Origin of the sequence: Brevundimonas sp. NPDC007368 (assembly GCF_042869015.1) — a bacterium.
Lineage (GTDB): Bacteria > Pseudomonadota > Alphaproteobacteria > Caulobacterales > Caulobacteraceae > Brevundimonas.
This window is the reverse complement of record NZ_JBIAFA010000005.1, coordinates 204,284-219,972: the sequence shown is the minus strand read 5'-3', so window position 1 is coordinate 219,972 and position 15,689 is coordinate 204,284. Positions and strand designations below refer to the sequence as shown.

Annotated in this window: 16 protein-coding genes; 6 read left to right on the top strand and 10 right to left on the bottom strand. The window is 70.6% G+C overall.

The window, feature by feature from the left end; genetic code table 11:
• Positions 1–99 precede the first annotated feature (99 nt).
• Entirely contained in the window at positions 100–1,020 is a 921-nt protein-coding gene (locus ACFYLW_RS12440; RefSeq protein WP_390183165.1) for a LysR family transcriptional regulator, read from the bottom strand.
• 47 nt (positions 1,021–1,067) lie between these two features.
• Between ACFYLW_RS12440 and ACFYLW_RS12435 the strand changes: the two genes are divergently transcribed.
• Entirely contained in the window at positions 1,068–2,216 is a 1,149-nt protein-coding gene (locus ACFYLW_RS12435) for an MFS transporter (RefSeq protein WP_390183164.1), read from the top strand.
• On the opposite strand, the gene ACFYLW_RS12430 is transcribed toward ACFYLW_RS12435, so the two are convergent.
• Positions 2,213–3,664 (bottom strand): PLP-dependent aminotransferase family protein, encoded by a 1,452-nt coding sequence (locus ACFYLW_RS12430; RefSeq protein ID WP_390183163.1) that lies wholly within the window; start codon positions 3,662–3,664, stop codon positions 2,213–2,215. The two genes, ACFYLW_RS12435 and ACFYLW_RS12430, sit on opposite strands and share 4 nt — an antisense overlap.
• A gap of 66 nt (positions 3,665–3,730) precedes the next feature.
• On the opposite strand from ACFYLW_RS12430, the gene ACFYLW_RS12425 reads away from it, so the two are divergent.
• From ACFYLW_RS12425 to ACFYLW_RS12415, 3 genes are all read left to right on the top strand, one after another.
• Complete coding sequence (locus tag ACFYLW_RS12425) at positions 3,731–4,333, top strand: hypothetical protein (protein ID WP_312065854.1); 603 nt, start codon at positions 3,731–3,733, stop codon at positions 4,331–4,333.
• A 77-nt stretch (positions 4,334–4,410) separates the two neighbouring features.
• Positions 4,411–5,175, top strand: coding sequence for an SDR family oxidoreductase (locus ACFYLW_RS12420; protein ID WP_390183162.1), 765 nt, complete (start codon positions 4,411–4,413; stop codon positions 5,173–5,175).
• A 64-nt stretch (positions 5,176–5,239) separates the two neighbouring features.
• A complete protein-coding gene (locus tag ACFYLW_RS12415) occupies positions 5,240–5,743 on the top strand; it encodes a hypothetical protein (RefSeq protein ID WP_390183161.1) in 504 nt (167 codons plus the stop codon).
• Between the two features lie 9 nt (positions 5,744–5,752).
• Here ACFYLW_RS12415 and ACFYLW_RS12410 read toward each other — a convergent pair whose 3' ends face one another.
• A complete protein-coding gene (locus ACFYLW_RS12410; RefSeq protein WP_312065858.1) occupies positions 5,753–7,399 on the bottom strand; it encodes a peptide chain release factor 3 in 1,647 nt (548 codons plus the stop codon).
• 144 nt (positions 7,400–7,543) lie between these two features.
• Between ACFYLW_RS12410 and ACFYLW_RS12405 the strand changes: the two genes are divergently transcribed.
• Positions 7,544–7,681: a hypothetical protein gene (locus ACFYLW_RS12405; protein ID WP_292084376.1), complete on the top strand. Its 138-nt coding sequence runs from the start codon at positions 7,544–7,546 to the stop codon at positions 7,679–7,681.
• 13 nt (positions 7,682–7,694) lie between these two features.
• Here ACFYLW_RS12405 and ACFYLW_RS12400 read toward each other — a convergent pair whose 3' ends face one another.
• The 3 genes from ACFYLW_RS12400 to ACFYLW_RS12390 all read right to left on the bottom strand — a co-directional run bounded on the left by ACFYLW_RS12400 (position 7,695) and on the right by ACFYLW_RS12390 (position 10,324).
• Positions 7,695–9,269 (bottom strand): tetratricopeptide repeat protein, encoded by a 1,575-nt coding sequence (locus ACFYLW_RS12400; RefSeq protein ID WP_390183160.1) that lies wholly within the window; start codon positions 9,267–9,269, stop codon positions 7,695–7,697.
• 69 nt (positions 9,270–9,338) lie between these two features.
• Positions 9,339–9,719 (bottom strand): hypothetical protein, encoded by a 381-nt coding sequence (locus ACFYLW_RS12395; RefSeq protein WP_390183159.1) that lies wholly within the window; start codon positions 9,717–9,719, stop codon positions 9,339–9,341.
• Positions 9,720–9,991: 272 nt separating this feature from the next.
• Positions 9,992–10,324: a DUF1491 family protein gene (locus ACFYLW_RS12390; protein ID WP_312065863.1), complete on the bottom strand. Its 333-nt coding sequence runs from the start codon at positions 10,322–10,324 to the stop codon at positions 9,992–9,994.
• 92 nt (positions 10,325–10,416) lie between these two features.
• On the opposite strand from ACFYLW_RS12390, the gene ACFYLW_RS12385 reads away from it, so the two are divergent.
• Entirely contained in the window at positions 10,417–11,247 is an 831-nt protein-coding gene (locus ACFYLW_RS12385; protein WP_390183158.1) for a hypothetical protein, read from the top strand.
• A gap of 142 nt (positions 11,248–11,389) precedes the next feature.
• On the opposite strand, the gene ACFYLW_RS12380 is transcribed toward ACFYLW_RS12385, so the two are convergent.
• The 4 genes from ACFYLW_RS12380 to ACFYLW_RS12365 form a co-directional block, all read right to left on the bottom strand.
• A complete protein-coding gene (locus ACFYLW_RS12380; RefSeq protein ID WP_390183157.1) occupies positions 11,390–12,352 on the bottom strand; it encodes a hypothetical protein in 963 nt (320 codons plus the stop codon).
• Between the two features lie 18 nt (positions 12,353–12,370).
• Positions 12,371–13,144, bottom strand: coding sequence for a hypothetical protein (locus ACFYLW_RS12375; RefSeq protein WP_390183156.1), 774 nt, complete (start codon positions 13,142–13,144; stop codon positions 12,371–12,373).
• Between the two features lie 56 nt (positions 13,145–13,200).
• Positions 13,201–13,692: a calcium-binding protein gene (locus tag ACFYLW_RS12370; protein ID WP_390183155.1), complete on the bottom strand. Its 492-nt coding sequence runs from the start codon at positions 13,690–13,692 to the stop codon at positions 13,201–13,203.
• Between the two features lie 207 nt (positions 13,693–13,899).
• The gene (locus ACFYLW_RS12365; protein WP_390183154.1) at positions 13,900–15,585 is read right to left on the bottom strand and encodes a sensor histidine kinase; all 1,686 of its coding nucleotides are present in this window, start codon (positions 15,583–15,585) and stop codon (positions 13,900–13,902) included.
• Between the last annotated feature and the right edge of the window lie 104 nt (positions 15,586–15,689).

Sequence of the window (15,689 nt, the reverse complement as noted above, 5' to 3'; positions counted from 1 at the left end):
GCGCCCCGACGAGGATGAAAACCCGGCGCCGCACGTCCCCTAGAGAACCACGGTCGTGTGTCGGATGAAAGACGCGTTCAGCCAAACTTCAGGTTGCGGTCAGTTCGGGATCGGCGCGGGCGGCATGGCGCGGCCCTGATCGACCAGCCAGCGAACGAAGGCGCGGCGCGCCCGCGACGGTTCGCCCGCGCCGGGAATGGCGGCGACCGCGCCGTCGTCAGCGTGAAAGCCGAAGGGCGCCAGCAGCCGTCCGTCGGCGACCGCATCGGCCGCCAGGGCCCAGGGCAGGACCGCCGCGCCCCAGCCGGCCAGGGCCGCGTCCAGCGCGAAATGCAGGTGGGCGACGGGGCGCTCGGACGTCGCGGCGGATTGCCGGCCGCTGAAGGCCGACCAGTCCTTCCACCCGCTCAGGTGGGTGCGGGCCACAAGGCGCGGCGCATTCAGCACCGCCGCGCGCGGGTCATCGCCCGTCAGAGCCCCGACCAGGGAAGGCGCGATGACCGGACCGACGGCGTTGGGAATGATCCGCTCGGCTTGCAACGTCTCGATCCGGTCGGAGTCCAGCAGGCGTAGCACCACGTCGGCGCCGCGCCGGCTGACCGCATGGGGCGCCAGTTCGACCAGATGCACCCGGACCTCGGGGTGCAGCCGCCCGAAATCGGCCAGGCGCGGGATCAGCCACTTCACCGACAGGCTGGCGTTGACGGCGACGTGCAGGTCCTGACCCTCGCTGCGCGCCCGCGCCACGGCGGCGGCGAGGCCGTCAAACGCCGCGGTCAGGCCGGGCAGCAGGTCCCGGCCCGCCCGCGTCAGGCTCAGGGCGTGGCGCGGGCCCTCGAACAGCCGCACCCCCATCTGGGCCTCCAGCGCCTTGACCTGACGGCTGACGGCGCTGTGGGTCACGTTCAGTTCGGCCGCCGCCAGGGTGGCGCTGCCCGTCCGCGCCATGGCCTCGAAGGCCCGAAGCGCGTTCAGCGAGGGCAGGGCGGCGCCGGGTGTGAGGTTTTCGAACATAGCCATCCCGATAGGTCGCTTTCGTTCCGGCGGCAATGCGGTGACACCGGCCCATGTCGTCGCCCGCTGCTCACCGCCTGATCGTTCCCGTCCTCGGCTTCGGCCTGATCGTCGCCTTCGCCTCCAGCTATTATCTGCTGGGGGTGCTGGCCGAGCCGCTGGCGGCGGGGGCAGGGACCACGCCGTCGCTGGTGTTCGCCGGGCTGTCGGGGGCCTTTCTGGTCTCGGCGGCGCTCAGTCCCTTCGGCGGGCGCTGGGTCGACCGGCGCGGCGGGCGCGAGGTGCTGACCGTCGCCTCGGCGGTCTTTACGGTCGGTCTGGCGGGGCTTGGCTTGTCGCAGGGGCCGGTCAGCGTGGTCGCGTCGATCCTGATGCTGGGGGTGGGCATGGGCGTCGGCTTCTATGGCCCGGCCTACGCGGTGGTGGTCGCCATCCATGGCGAAGAGGCCAAGAAGCCGATCACGGCGGTGTCCCTGATCGGGGCCTTTGGCGGGGCGCTGGGCTGGCCCATGACCCTGGCCATGATCGAGACGGTCGGCTGGCGCGGGGCCTGTTTCGGTTGGGCGGGGCTGCATCTGCTGGTCTGCCTGCCCCTCTATCTGACCCTGCTGCCGGACGGGCGCGCCGGGCCGCGCCCCTCGGGGGTCGGCGAGCCGGTGCGCTGGGACGGGCGGATGCTCCGGCTGGCGGTCCTGTTCGCCGGGGCCTGGTGGATCGCCACGGCCATGAGCGCCCACCTGCCGCGTCTGCTGGGTCGGTTGGGGCTGGACCCGGCCGAGGCGGCGCTGGCGGCGACGATGATGGCCGGGGCGGCGGTGGCGGTGCGGCTACTGGCCTTCCTGACGTCAGGCAAGGGCTCGCCTGTGCTCGTCCTGCGCTTCGCCACCCTGCTGCATCCGCTGGGCGCGGCGGTCGCCTTCTTCGGCGGCAAGTCGTTGGCCGGGGCGGTGGCCCTGGGGCAGGGGGCGGGCAACGGCCTCTTGTCAGTGGCCTCGGGCGTCCTGCCGCTGCACCTGTTCGGCAAGGACAACTACGCCACCCGTCAGGCCCTGATCCTGACCCCGGCGCGCTTCCTTCAGGCGGCGGCGCCGCTCAGCTACGGCGTCTTTCTGGACCGCTCGGCCGGGCTGGCGCTGCTGGCCTCCAGCGCGGTCTGCGTCCTGATGTTCGCCATGACCTTCGGGCTGGAGCGGCGGGCCTAGATCACCGGCTCGGCGTCCACGCGCTTCGTCGTCGTGCGCGGCGCGCGGCGATCCAGCGTATTCCAGGCGGCGGCCAGGCCTTCGACGGCGCGGTCCAGATCGGTCTCGTGGCGGCTGAAGGGCAGGCGCAGGAAGCGCTCATAGGCGCCGTTGGCGCCGAAGCGCACGCCCGGCGCGATCCGCACGCCGTGGACCGGCGCGGCCAGGGCCAGACGGGTGCTGTCGGCCCGGGGCAGTTCGACCCACAAGGACAGGCCGCCCTCGGGACGGCGCGTCTTCCAGTCCGGCAGGGCCTCGGCCAGACGGGCGCGCAGATGGGCCTCCTGTCGCGCTATGGTCCGGCGTCGGGCGTCCAGGGGGGCGGGATCGCCGCTCAGCAGGACGGCGGCGGCCAGCTGTTCCATGACCGGCACGCCGAGGTCCAGCGACGGGCGGCGGCGGATCACCACATCGATGACGTCGGCGTGGGCGCGCAGCCAGCCGACCCGCAGGCCGCCCCAGTAGGGCTTGCTGGTCGAACCTAGCCGCACGACGTGCGGGCCATGATCGAAGGGCGGCGGCGGCGGGCGGTCGAACCACAACTCGCGAAGGGTGTCGTCCAGCACCAGCAGGGCGCCGACGCGGGCCGCCGCCGTTGCGAGGGCGGCCTCGTCAGCCGCCGACAGGACATGGCCGGTCGGGTTCTGGTGTGCCCCGATCAGATAGATCAGCCGGGGCCGGACGCGGGCGACGGCCGCCAGCATCCCGTCCATGTCCCAGCCCTGCGGCGTCATGGCCACCGGCGTCAGGTCCAGCCCCGCCTGCACCAGGGCGTCCAGGGCGTGGGGATAGCCGGGGTGCTCGACCACGACCCGGTCGCCGGGCCGGGTGGTCGCCCGCAGCAGGATGGCCAGGGCCCCCAGCGCCCCGGCCGTGACCACGATCTGATCGGGGGCGGTGGCCAGACCCTCGGCGGCGTAGCGGTCGGCGACGACGCGGCGCAGGGCCTCGATCCCCACCGGCTCATAGCCCCGGCCCGGCAGATGGGCGGGCAGGGCTTCCAAGGCGCGGGCGTAGGCGGCGTGGACCTGTTCGTCGGCGGGCATGGAGGCGGTGGCCATGTCGATGACGCCGGGCGTGTCGTCGCCCTGCATCGGCCCGTCCAGCCGCACGGGCCGCGAGGCGGCGCTGGCGGGCAAGGCGGTGACGCTGCCCGAGCCGGTGCGGCTGACGACGAAACCCTCGCTCCGCAGCCGGTCCAGCGCCGCGCTGACGGTGATGCGGCTGACGCCCAGCGTCTCGGCCAGCCGACGTTCGCCGGGCAGGCGGGCGTTCAGCGACAGACGCCCGTCGAGGATCAGCAGCTTCAGCGCCTCGGACAGGCGGCGATAGGCGGGCTCGCCGTCCAGCCCGCGCCAGTTGTTCAGCTGACGCGACAGGGAGGCGGGGTTGACGAGGAGGTCGCGCATAAGGCCATCGTCACGAAAGCGGCTCTATAAAACAAGGCCAATTATCGACTGTATGGGCCCATGTTCATGCGTCGCTTCATCCAGCTTCAGATCGGCCTTCTGCTCTATGGGGCGTCACTGGCCCTCATGGTTCGGGCCGATCTGGGCCTCAATCCGTGGAGCGTCCTGCATCAGGGCCTGTCCGAACGGACCGGGATCAGCCTCGGCATGGTCGTCAACCTGGTGGGGCTGCTGGTCCTGCTGGTCTGGATCCCCCTGCGCCAGAAGCCGGGGGTGGGCACCATCTGCAATGTCCTGCTGATCGGCACGGCGGCGGACGTGGCGCTGTGGGCCCTGCCGCCCATCGAGGGACTGGCGCTGCGGATCGCCTTCCTGACCGCCGCGATCGTGCTGAACGGGGCGGCGACGGCGGCCTATATCGGCGCCGGCCTCGGCCCCGGTCCGCGCGACGGCCTGACCACGGGTCTGGTGCGCATCACCGGCTGGCGCATCGGCTGGGCGAGGACGGCTATCGAGGTCGCTGTTCTGGCCATGGGCTGGCTGCTGGGCGGCGTGGCCGGGGTCGGCACGGTCCTCTACGCCCTGGCCAACGGACCTCTGGTCCAGTGGTTCATGGCCCGCTTCGAGATCGCCCCCAAGGCCGAGGTCAGTCTGGCAACCTCGACCTGAACGCCGCGTCCGAAGACCGCCAGACCCCGGCGTCGGGCCATGAAAGGAAGGCGGCCTCAACCACGCACGAGGTCGTCATGCCTGCTCTCACCGACAAGGTCGCCGTCATCACCGGGGCCAGTTCCGGCATAGGCGCCGCCGCCGCCCGCCTGTTTGCACGCGAGGGTGCGGCGGTGGTCGTCACCGCCCGGCGCGAGGCCCAGCTTGCGGCCCTAGTCGCGGAAATCGAGGCGGCGGGCGGCCGCGCCGTCGCCGTGCCGGGCGACATCCGCGACGAGGACCTGGCCGAGCGGCTGGTGCGCACTGCGATCGAGCGCTTCGGCGGTCTGGACGTGGCCCTGAACAATGCGGGCGCCATCGGCGCCAACGAGCCGACGCCCGAGATTGCTCTGGAGCGCTGGCGGGATACGCTGGACGTGAACCTGACCGCCGCCTTCCTTGGCGCCAAGCATCAGATTCCGGCCATGCTGGAGCGGGGCGGCGGCTCTCTGATCTTCACCTCGACCTTCGTCGGTCACGCCATCGGCATGCCGGGCATGGCGGCCTATGGCGCGGCCAAGGCGGGTCTGGTCGGTCTGTCGCGGGTCATCGCCGCCGAGTTCGGCGCGCGGGGCGTGCGCAGCAACTGCCTGCTGCCCGGCGGCACGGACACCGAGGCCGGGCGCGAGTTCGCCCACACGCCCGAGATCATCGCCTTCGTCGAGGGAATGCACGCGCTCAAGCGGATGGCGACGCCGGACGAGATCGCCCGCGCCGCCCTCTTCCTGGCGTCCGACGCCTCCAGTTTCATGACGGGAACGGCCATGCTGGTCGACGGCGGGGTGTCGACCAGCAAGACCTGAGCCGCTTGACCGCCCCGGCATGGAGGCAGAGGGTCCGGTCTCCGACCTGAAGCAGGAGGCTGACGTGAAGCGTGTTTTCGTATCGGGAGCGGCTGTGATCGGGGTTCTGGGCCTCGCGGCCTGTGGTCAGGGCGATCAGGGGCAGGCGACGGCGCCCGTCGAGGCGTCATCTGTCGAGGCGCCGCCGGTCGGGTCGTCGCCAGCGACGACGAGCGGTGCGGCTTCGACGCTTGTTTCGGGCGACGTCGACGCCCTGGTGGAAGGGACGCCCTTCCATGCGACCAGCGTCATCCCCTGCGCCGCCGCTGCCGCGCAACCGATGGCGCAGTGCCAGGCCGGGGTGATCCGCAATACGGACGGTACGGCGGTGGTCAGGGTCACTCTGCCCGACGGCCGTATGCGCAACCTCTTCTTCGACCGCACGGGCGCCGTCGGCGCGGACGTCAGCCAGGCCGACGGCCCCGACGACCAAGGCTTCAAGGTCGAGAAGGTCGAGGACCTCTACAAGATCGCGCTCGGCAAAAAGGAGCGCTACGAGGTGCCCGAGGCCCTGATCGTCGGCGGCTGACGCGAGCCGTCAGCCGCGTTCCTTGGTCTTGGTCAGGCTGATCTTGGGGAAGCGTTCGGAGACGTAGCCGGTCTCCCAGGCCGACTTGGCCAGGAAGACCGGGTTCTGGTCGATGTCGACCGCCATCTGCGGGCGGTACTTGCTGGCGAAGTCTTCCAGGTCGGCCCTGGTCCCGTCGCCGGCCGGGGCGATCCAGCGGGCCTCGGCGTAAGGGCTGGGCTCGAAGACGACGTCGAGGTTGTATTCCTCGCCCAGACGGTCGGCCATGACCTCGAACTGCAGCTGGCCGACGGCGCCGACGATGAAGTCGCTGCCCAGTTCGGGGCGGAACAGCTGGGTCACGCCTTCCTCGGCCAGACCTTCCAGCGCCTTCTTCAGGTGCTTGGCCTTCAGCGGGTCCTTGACGCGGACGCGCTGCAGGATTTCCGGGGCGAAGTTGGGCAGGCCGGCGAAGCGGACCAGACCCGTTTCCGACAGGCTGTCGCCGACGCGCAGCACGCCGTGGTTGGGAATGCCGATCACGTCGCCGGCGAAGGCGTCCTCGGCCAGTTCGCGGTCACTGGCGAAGAACATGATGGGGGCGTTCACCGACAACTGCTTGCCGGTGTTCTGCACCTTCAGCTTCATGCCGCGCTTGAAGCTGCCTGAGGCCATGCGGAACATAGCGATACGGTCGCGGTGGTTGGGGTCCATGTTGGCCTGGACCTTGAAGACGAAGCCGGTGACCTCGTCGCGGCCCGGCTCGACCACGATGTCTTCCGGCGTCGGGGCGTTGCGGGTCTCGGGCGGGGCCTCCTTGCGGGCCGACATGACCTTGGGCGCGGGGGCCCATTCGCCGATGGCCTTCAGCAGCTCCTCGATGCCGAAGTGGCGCAGGGCCGAGCCCCACAGCACGGGCGTCATGTGGCCTTCCAGGAAGGCCTGATGGTCGAACGGCTTGTAGCCCGCCTCGACCAGTTCCAGGGCGTCGGTCAGGTCGGCCTGTTCCGAGCCCTCGAAATACTGCGCCGCCTCGCCCAGGGGCAGGGGAGCAGGGTGGGGGACGTCCTCGGTCGAGCCGGCGGGCTTCTTCGCATAGGGCTGGAAGCGGCCGTCGCCGCCGACCTCGGCCAGGCCGCGCAGACGGTTGCCGCTCTCGGCGGGCCACCAGACAGGCGAGGGGTCCAGCTGCAGACGGTTGGCGATCTCGTCCAGCAGGGCCATCGGGTCCTGGGCTTCGCGGTCCAGCTTGTTGATGAAGGTGATGATCGGGATGTCGCGCAGGCGGCAGACCTCGAACAGCTTCAGCGTCTGCGGCTCGATGCCCTTGGCGGCGTCCAGCACCATGATGGCGCAGTCGGCGGCCGTCAGGGTGCGATAGGTGTCTTCCGAGAAGTCCTCGTGGCCCGGCGTGTCCAGCAGGTTGAACATCTTGCCGTCGTGCTCGAACGTCATGACCGAGGCGGTGACCGAAATGCCCCGCTCCTTCTCGATCTTCATCCAGTCCGAGCGCGCGCGCCGGTTGTCGCCCCGCGCCTTGACCGCGCCCGCCGCGCGCACGGCGCCGCCCGCCAGCAGGATGTGCTCGGTCAGGGTCGTCTTGCCGGCGTCCGGGTGGGCGATGATGGCGAAGGTGCGACGGCGCGCAGCTTCTTCGGGCAGGGTCAGTTTCGACATGGCGCGGACCTAGCGCGAGCGGCGCTGAAAGTCGATTGTCACGATGCCGTGAAAGACCCTTCGCGAAGCGGGGCTTTTAAAGGCATGCTCGTTTCTGTGAGACGCCGGTCCATGAGATCGACGCCGCAAGGGAAAGGAAACGACATGGCTCTGGTGCATCCGGGCAAGGTCCCGCCCGCGCGCAGCGAAAGGGAACTCCACCCCGTTATCGGCTTGATTTGCGGCTTCGGCCTGATCGCCCTGGCGGCGACGGCGGTCCATATCCTGTTCGGCTTGATCTAGGCCCGCCGCTGGGTCAGTCCCCGGCGGGGCTGTCCGAAGGCGTGTCCTCGCCTTCGGCCTCGCCCTTCTTCAGGAACTCGGCCTCCTCGGCTTCAGCCTCGGCCTCCGTCATGCCCTTGGCGCGCAGCAGCAGGGCGCGGGCGCCCGCCGATGGTCTGTGCGGGTCGTTGACCAGGGGCTCCAGCAAGGGCACGGCCTCGGCGTTGCGGTCGCGGATCATCAGCACTTGGGCCAGGTTGATCCGGGCCTCTCCCAACTGGGGCGCCAGGGCGAAGGCCTGCTCCAGCACGGCGACGTCGTTGTCGTTGGGATAGCCTTCCCCGGCGTTGCGGTTCTCGGCGATCAGCAACAGGGTGGCGTAGTTGGCGTCGTCGGCGCGATAGGCCCGGTGCAGGAACCCGCGCGCCTCGCCGTTCAGTCGATCGGTCTCCTCCAGGCTGTCCGCGTCGTCGGCGGCCTTCAAGCGGGCGCGCGCCAGATATTGCAGAGCCTCGACGTGGTCGGGGTCCAGGGCCAGCAGGCGTTGCAGCGGCGCCTCGGCGGCGGCGGGGTCGCCGAAGTGCAGTTCGGCGTGGCCGAGCGCCAGAAGCGCCAGCGGATCGTCGGGATGGCGAGCGGCGGCGCGGCGCACCTCCTCGGCGGTGGCGGCGCGCTTGTCGTCTGGCACCCCGATCTTCAGCCTCTGGTTCAGCAACAGCAGGTCGTCGGCCGAGCGCGGCAGCCGCGTCACCGTCATCGGCGCCGCCGGATAGGTCACCATGACGCCTTGGTAGGGAATGCGGCCGTTCATGTAGCGGCGCAGGGTGCGATTCAGTTCGGTAGGGTCCAGGCCGGTGGCGCGCTCCATGGCCTCGACAGGATCGCCGCCGGCGCCGACGTCGCGCAGATAGGCGTCCAGCGTCTTCTGGCGGTCGGCGTCGCCCAGGAACCAGTGGGTCAGCAGCCAGGCCAGGGGGTAGTAGGTCTCGCGGTTGCGCGCGGACTGCAGCGGCCGCTTGGACAGCAGTTCCGCCATCGGCATCCACGACGCCGCCTGCAGCCAGTAGGCGCGGTTCTCATTGTACTTGCCGACCAGGATGCGGGACTTCTCGATCTCGACCGTGGCGTAGTACTCGGCGAACCCCTCCACGAACCATCCCGGATAGGGATAGGAGAAGTTCTGCATCATGAAGTGATGCGCGTATTCGTGCTTCAGCGTGTTGACGGTCTGGTCGCGCAGGGCGATGCCGAAGATGTCCTCGTCGGTGGCCATGTAGAAGCCGGCGACGTTCTCGGGCAGGTCGGGACGCACCTGGGTCAGGCCGCGTCGCGAAGCGACCAGATAGATGGGCAGCTTGCGCGGCGGCGTCTCGTTCGCGTCCAGGCCCATGCGCAGCCGCAGGAAACGGTCATAGGCCTCGAGTTCCTGCACGAAGTCGCGCAGCTTGCTCTCGCCGCCGTCGCTATAGACGATGAAGCGTTCGCTCTCGGCCTTCAGCCAGTCCGCGTGGGCGGGGGCGACGCCGGCTGCGGTCGCAGCCAGGGCCGACAGGACGGAAACAGCGGCGCCGCGTTTCAGGCGCAGCAGCATGGTGTTGAAAAATTTCACGTCGACGGTCCCTGATAGCTATGCCTCAGGGATAGCGAACGACGTTGTTTGAAGGAAGGGGCTGCGGCGTCAGGCCGCCATTCGACCCCAGACCGCCTTGTCGGCGGCGACGGCGCTGAGGCGGCCGTGGGCGGCGCGGGCCTGAAGCTGGCGCATGATCATTTCGGGCAGGGCGCAAAAGCGCGGCTCGACCAGTTCGGGGGCGCAACCCGCGTCGGGGGCGGCGAACAGGGCGGCGTTCACGCCCTCGGTCTTGTGCGCGATCAGCCAGGCCAGCCGCCGGGCGCGGGCCGGATCGTTCCGGTGCAGCATGGGGTCTTCGGCGAACAGGTCGCAGCCCATCTCCAGCACATAGTCGAAGTCCAGCTTCTCGAAGCGCCGCACGTCATGGCTCGGGGCCGGGCAGGCCTCGTCCAGATCGAACACGACGTCGTTCAAGAGAAACAGCATGGGCCGTCCACCGCTACCCAGGCCCTTCTGGCCCGATGAGACAGGATTACGAGCGACTCGCTTGCGGTCCCGTTCACGAACGCGGTGAACGCGCGGTTAGGGATGATGAGCCGACGTCTCTCCCTCCCCTTCATGGGGAGGGTGGCTGACGCGCAGCGTCAGACGGGTGGGGGCGGCAAGGCAAATCAAGCGCCGCGCCCAGCATCGCCTCGCCCTCCCCACCCGGTCGCTGCGCGACCTCCCTACCCATGAAGGGGAGGGAGAAGGACGCATTACGCCTCCTGCACCTTCTCCGTCAGGAAGTGCCGTCCCTGGCGGTCCTCGATCTCCACGACCCAGAGGTCGGGGTCGTAGCGACGCTGGCGTTCCACATAGGCGTCCAGCTCGCTCTCCATCTCGCTGACGACGGGCTGGATCCACAGGGGCTCGCCGTCCTGACCCGTCGCCTCGGTATAGAGGCGGGCCGTGCGGTCCGAGGTGTTGTAGGCCTTGACGATCACGGCCCCGCCGCGCGCGTCGCCCTTCTTCACCACGGTGGCGTAGGCGCCCTCCAGTTCGGCGCGGCGGATCAGGGCGCCGGCCCAGACGTCGGTGGAAAGAAGCAATTCGCTAACCCTGCTTGGACACGGGACCGGAACCTTGCGGCCCTAGGGTCATGGACATGAGGATAGGCCTTTCTCCCCGGTTCGTCAGCAGAATGCTGGCCGCGACGCTCGCCGCGACGACGCTGGCGACGCCCGTCGGCGCGGCGGTGACCGACGCCTTCTATGACCGCGCCTTCATGCTGGCCGCGCATCAGAAGTGCGACCTGTTCGAGCCTCAACTGATCGCCGCTCTGGACGCGGCCGCCCTGCAGGCGCGCAACGCGGCCCTGCGCGCGGGGACGCCTGCGGCGGACCTGACGGCGGCGGCGGCGCGGGCCCGGTCCAAGGCCTCGCGCACGGCCTGCGACGACGGAGATCTCAGCCGGGTGCGGGCGCGGGTCGAGGCGGGCTTCGCCGGCTGGTCGCGCGCGGCCCGGATGAGCTTCCCCGGCGACCGCGCCGCCTGGCGCGGCGACCGCTATGAAAGCAAGGAGATCGGCTGGAGGCTGGTGCAGGACAGCGCCACCGGGGGCTCGCCGGTGCGGTTCGGTCTGGCGGGGACGCACCCGAAGGCGACGACGCCGGTGGCGGTGGTCTCCTTCGTCGGACGGCCCCGGCCCTATGCCGCGCGGCTGGTCATGCGCGACCGTGAGCAGGCGCCGCGCGTCTGGCTGACGGGCGGGGGGCTGCCGCCGGAATCGGTGCGACGGGCCTTCTTCGCCGCCTCGGCCCGCGCCGCCGCGCCGGGCCTGCTGCCCGAGAGCGCGCGTCAGGGCGAGGTCTGGACCTTCTCGACCGAAGCCGCCGACGCCATCGCCCAACTGGACCCGCGCGAGACCTTCGTCATCCAGTTTCTGTTCCGCGACGACAGCGTGGCCGAGGCCCGCTTCGAGGCCGGGGATTTCGCCGCCGGCCGCGCCTTCCTGGCCATGGGCGCAATCTAGACGTCTGCCTGAGCCGTTTGGAACCGGGGGCGGCGGGGGCTGATTCTATAGACGGGCTGGCGTTTCCAAGGTCCCGTCAGCCCATACCCGCCAGCCAGCGGGTAGGCCCCCGTCGCGCAAGCGGCGGGGGTTTGCGGGGCGCTTAATCCGTCTGGCTCGCGGCGTTGTTCCGCTCCACGATGCGGACCATGGCTGAGGCGATAGTCGCTTCATTCGCGCCTTGAGAGGCCTTGCTCTGGTCGCTGGCGTAAAGGGCTTGAAGATAGGCCTGATCCCAGGCGGTGAGGGTTTCAGACGGCGCCCTCGCGGCGTCGAACAGGTGCAGGATCGAGGCGGTCGGTGGCGAAGTGTCCGCACTGATCTGGGCCAGGGCGACCATGGCCACATAGTCGGCGACCTGCATGAAGTCGGCCTGATCCAGAGCCGAGTTCTCAACTATGATTAGAGCCTGGCGAAGGTCGTCCTGGGTTTCATCCCGCATAAGGGAAGGCTGTACGATTATGCCGTAGGGGCCGAGGTCCGCAGGCGTGCGTATTTCGCCTGCGCCAAACGGATCCTGGCCGCGCACGCGAACGGCCGGTTTGCCGGTGTCGGTGTTGATCGGCATGCTCGTGTGCCACCAGCGGATCGGGCGACCGGAGGTCTGGAAGGCGCGCAAGGCGACCGCGCCCGCGGTCGTGCCCGAGGTGCCGGTCCGGAAGACGCGGCGATGCGTGACCGCCATGGATCGTGCGGCTTCGTCGCCGTTCTCCGCGGCCACGATGAGGATGTTCGGTCTGCAGCCCGGAGCGCCGATGCGAAGACCGAGGCTGTGCCCCCAGTCGGAAACCCGGTCGATCATGGCGCGGGCCGGCTCGCCCCGCATACCCACGGTCCCGACGCAGATCGGCATGCGCCAGACGGCCAGCTTTCTGCCGGTCGCCGGTGCGCCGACCGTCGATGCGAACTGTTGCGCGATCTGGTCGTTCCGCAGGCCCTGGACCAGGACGTCTTCGACCTGCAAAGCGGCGGCGTCCTGCTGCGGGGTCTCAACCGACTGGGCCTGGCCCGGCGACGAAGCGGCAAGGGCGATCAGGACGAGAGGCATCAGCCTTTGGAACATCATGGCCGGTCGGGCTCCTTGTCACTGGCGGGCAGGCGGCATGCGGGCGATCAGGGTCAGGGCGATCTGCTCCTGGGCCTTGGCGTTCATATAGATCAGGGTCTGTTCCGCCGCCTTGCGGTCGGCGCGGACCGAATGGGTCAGGCCCAGGCTCTCGGCGAAGGCGCGCGGGGCGCGGCGGTCCGCGCAGGTCGGGCCGTCGATGCCGAACACCTTGGCGGCGTTGGCCAGGGTGCAGTTGCGCGCCTCGAGCGACGCAGTGTCCCAGGCCGCGTCCAGCCGCGCGCGATCCAGACCCTTTTCGGACAGGACAGAGGCCGCCGCCCCCGTCTGGATGACATGGGCGGCGACGGCGGACCGCACCCACATGGCCGGCAGGTCGGCGCGGCCCGCGCACGCAGGCGCGGCGGCCATCACCTTCAGATCCCGGTGGTTGAGGGCGTTCATTCCCGAGGTCACGCCCCGGCCATAGGCGTTCAGGATCTGCGACTGCTCGGTAGCGGACAGATGCGACCAGACGCAGTCGCCCAGGGTCGTCTCGGCCCTGGCCTCGCGTGCGCCCAGCAGAACGGCGCAGACCATCATCGCCGCGCCCAGCACCCGCCACAGAACCAGGCCGCCCCGGCGTGGGGGATAGGTCTCCAGCGACCGCTTCTCTTCGAAAAACTCTTCCGGGGCGCCGGCCGCCAGCGCCGCCAGCCGACGCCGACGACGGCCCTCCGATATCCCGGCGAACCACTGCGGGCGGAGGATCAGGGCCAAGCCCAGCACGAAATGCACCATCGAGAAGATCATGGGCCTACCCTATGGCGGCGGTCCCCAATCGCGCAACAGCGATATCTTGTTCGGCGCTAGGCCGTGCGGCGCCGCTGGATCGTCAAGGCCGCCGCTCCCGCCAGGGCCGCGCCCAGCAGGATCATCGCCCATTCCGATAGGGTGGGGACGGCCGCAGGCGCGACGGCGCAGCTATCGCTTTCGATGCTGTTCAGCGTGTCGCCGACGCAGTCGGCCGGGACGGTGTCTCCGCGTCGGTCCGCCCCGCCGTTTCCGTTCAGAGTGTCGGCGCCGGGCCCGCCGACGATAACATCGTCTCCGGCCCCGCCGATGAGGATGTCGGCGCCCGAGCCGCCCCGGATGACGACGCCCGGTCCCGTCCCAAAGCCGGAAAATGTCATATTCAGGCCAGGTGCGACAACTGTGGCGGCGACCGCCGTGACGTCCACCGTCACAGGTCCCGCGAAGTCCGAGAAGTCCAGGACATCGGCGCCTCCGCCGGAAACTAGGTGGATGTCGCCTGTTGTATTGCTCTTGATGATGAAGGTGTCGGAAGCGGAGGTCCCCACCACCATGGCGCTCCCGGAGCTTCCTTCACACTGGAAGGTGTCTGGCGGGCCGCCGAGATAAAGGCACCCCGCCATCGCTGAGGGCGCAAGCGCGACGACCGCAAGCGCGACCATCGCCGCCCAAAGATACCTGATCATATTCGCCCCCCGCTGAACTGATCCGTCCGGATAACGGCGGCTGGGCCAGGCTGCAACCGCTCCTTGCAATCAGGCGCTGCGGTTCAGGCGGATGACTTCGGCGTCGCCGAGGATCGGCTCGCGCGCGACCACGACCGGCAGGCGGACGGTGACGGCCGTGCCTTCGCCCAGGGTGCTGTCGATGCTCATGGAGCCCTGGTGCAGTTCGGCCAGGGACCGCACCAGCGACAGGCCCAGGCCCGTCCCCTGGGCGCGCTGAGCCGCGCCGCCGGCCTGTTCGAAGGGACGGCCCAGGCGGGCCAGGTCCTCGGGCGCGACGCCGACGCCGGTGTCGGCCACGGTCAGTTCCAGATCGGCGCCCAGGGCCTCGGCGCGGACGGTGACGGACCCGCCGGTCGGCGTGAACTTCACGGCGTTGGACAGCAGGTTCAACGTGATCTGCTTCAGCGCGCGGCGGTCGGCGGCGACGGTCAGGGGCTCTGGCGGCAGGACGGCGGCCAGGTCCACGCCCTTGTCGTCGGCCTGAACGCGGACCAGGGCGAGGGCCGCCGAGACCACCTCGCGCATGTCGAAGCGTTCGAGGCTGAGGTCATAGCGGGCGGCTTCGATGCGGCTGACGTCCAGCACGTCGTTGATCAGGTCCAGCAGGTGGCCGCCCGCCTCGTGGATCAATTGGGCGTAGTCGGCGTAGCGGTTGGGGACCGGCCCGAACAGGCGCTGGCGCATGATGTCCGAGAAGCCGATCACGGCGTTCAGCGGGGTGCGCAGCTCGTGGCTCATATTGGCCAGGAAGCGCGACTTGCCGGCGTTCTGGGCCTCGGCCTCGGCGCGGGCGGCCTCCAGCCCGGCCTCGCGGGCGTGGGCCAGGGTGGCGTCCAGGGCCAGGGCGATCAGGCGGGGCGGTTCTTCCGCGCCGAGACGGCGCAGCACCAGCAGGAGACGGCGGTCCAGCGCCAGGCGCGGGGCGAAGCGGACCTGGGCCTCGGATCCGGCGGCGGCCTTGGTCAGGGCGGCCAGCACCGCCGGGCGGTCGGGTGCATGGACGGCGGCGATGAGCCCCTCGTCGAACAGGGGATCGACCGGCAGGGCGGCGGGCGCGGCGCCATAAGCGGCCAGGGCGGCGCCCGAAGCGTCCAGCACCAGGGTCAGGCCCGGCTGGCCCGCCAGAACGGTCTCGATCCGCGCCACGGCGCCCTCGACGGCGGCCAGGCGGCGGCCCTGTCGCGCGGCGCTCAGGCGCAGGGCCAGGGCGGCGGCGCCCGCTGTCAGCAGGGCGGCGACCGCCGCCATGCCGGGCGAGGCCTCGGGCGCGCCGTGGACGGCGGCGGCGATCAGTCCGGCCAGAGCCGCCAGGGCGGAGCCCAGGGCACCGAACGGAGCCAGCCGCGACGAGCCCAGGGCCACGGCGGCGGCCAGAGGCATGAAGACGAACCCGCCCAGCGGTCCGGTCAGTCCGCCTGACAGGCTGGACGCCGCGATCGCCGCCAGCGACCAGGCGGCCAGCAGGGCGGCGCGCACCGCCCGCCCGTCGCGGCCCAGCAGGATGAGACCCAGCAGGCCCGGCGTCGCCATGGTCAGGGCTGCGGGAACGCTCAAGCCGTGAACGGTCGCGGGCTGGCCCAGTCCGGCGGCGGCGAGCGCCGTCAGCCCGACCGTCGCGGCCCAGCCTGCGTGCCAGGCGGCCAGCGCCGATCCGCCGCGCGCGTCGTCGGCGGCGGGATCAGGCATGGCGGGCGGGGCGGCGGGAGCGGTCAATCCGGGGCTTTGCGCGGTTGATTCAAGGGCCTCAGTCTAGACCCGAAGCGGGCCCGCCCCTAGGTCGCTCGCCTCGCAGGCGATTGTCCCAAACTGGCGCAGGG

What these genes read in the sequence shown, in the direction of transcription:
- ACFYLW_RS12425 (WP_312065854.1), top strand. Translation starts at nt 3,731, where the DNA reads ATGCGTCGCTTCATCCAGCTTCAGATCGGCCTTCTGCTCTATGGGGCG.
- ACFYLW_RS12430 (WP_390183163.1), bottom strand. Translation starts at nt 3,664, where the DNA reads ATGCGCGACCTCCTCGTCAACCCCGCCTCCCTGTCGCGTCAGCTGAAC.
- ACFYLW_RS12405 (WP_292084376.1), top strand. Translation starts at nt 7,544, where the DNA reads ATGGCTCTGGTGCATCCGGGCAAGGTCCCGCCCGCGCGCAGCGAAAGG.
- ACFYLW_RS12440 (WP_390183165.1), bottom strand. Translation starts at nt 1,020, where the DNA reads ATGGCTATGTTCGAAAACCTCACACCCGGCGCCGCCCTGCCCTCGCTG.
- ACFYLW_RS12380 (WP_390183157.1), bottom strand. Translation starts at nt 12,352, where the DNA reads ATGATGTTCCAAAGGCTGATGCCTCTCGTCCTGATCGCCCTTGCCGCT.
- ACFYLW_RS12385 (WP_390183158.1), top strand. Translation starts at nt 10,417, where the DNA reads ATGCTGGCCGCGACGCTCGCCGCGACGACGCTGGCGACGCCCGTCGGC.
- ACFYLW_RS12395 (WP_390183159.1), bottom strand. Translation starts at nt 9,719, where the DNA reads ATGCTGTTTCTCTTGAACGACGTCGTGTTCGATCTGGACGAGGCCTGC.
- ACFYLW_RS12410 (WP_312065858.1), bottom strand. Translation starts at nt 7,399, where the DNA reads ATGTCGAAACTGACCCTGCCCGAAGAAGCTGCGCGCCGTCGCACCTTC.
- ACFYLW_RS12420 (WP_390183162.1), top strand. Translation starts at nt 4,411, where the DNA reads ATGCCTGCTCTCACCGACAAGGTCGCCGTCATCACCGGGGCCAGTTCC.
- ACFYLW_RS12375 (WP_390183156.1), bottom strand. Translation starts at nt 13,144, where the DNA reads ATGATCTTCTCGATGGTGCATTTCGTGCTGGGCTTGGCCCTGATCCTC.
- ACFYLW_RS12435 (WP_390183164.1), top strand. Translation starts at nt 1,068, where the DNA reads ATGTCGTCGCCCGCTGCTCACCGCCTGATCGTTCCCGTCCTCGGCTTC.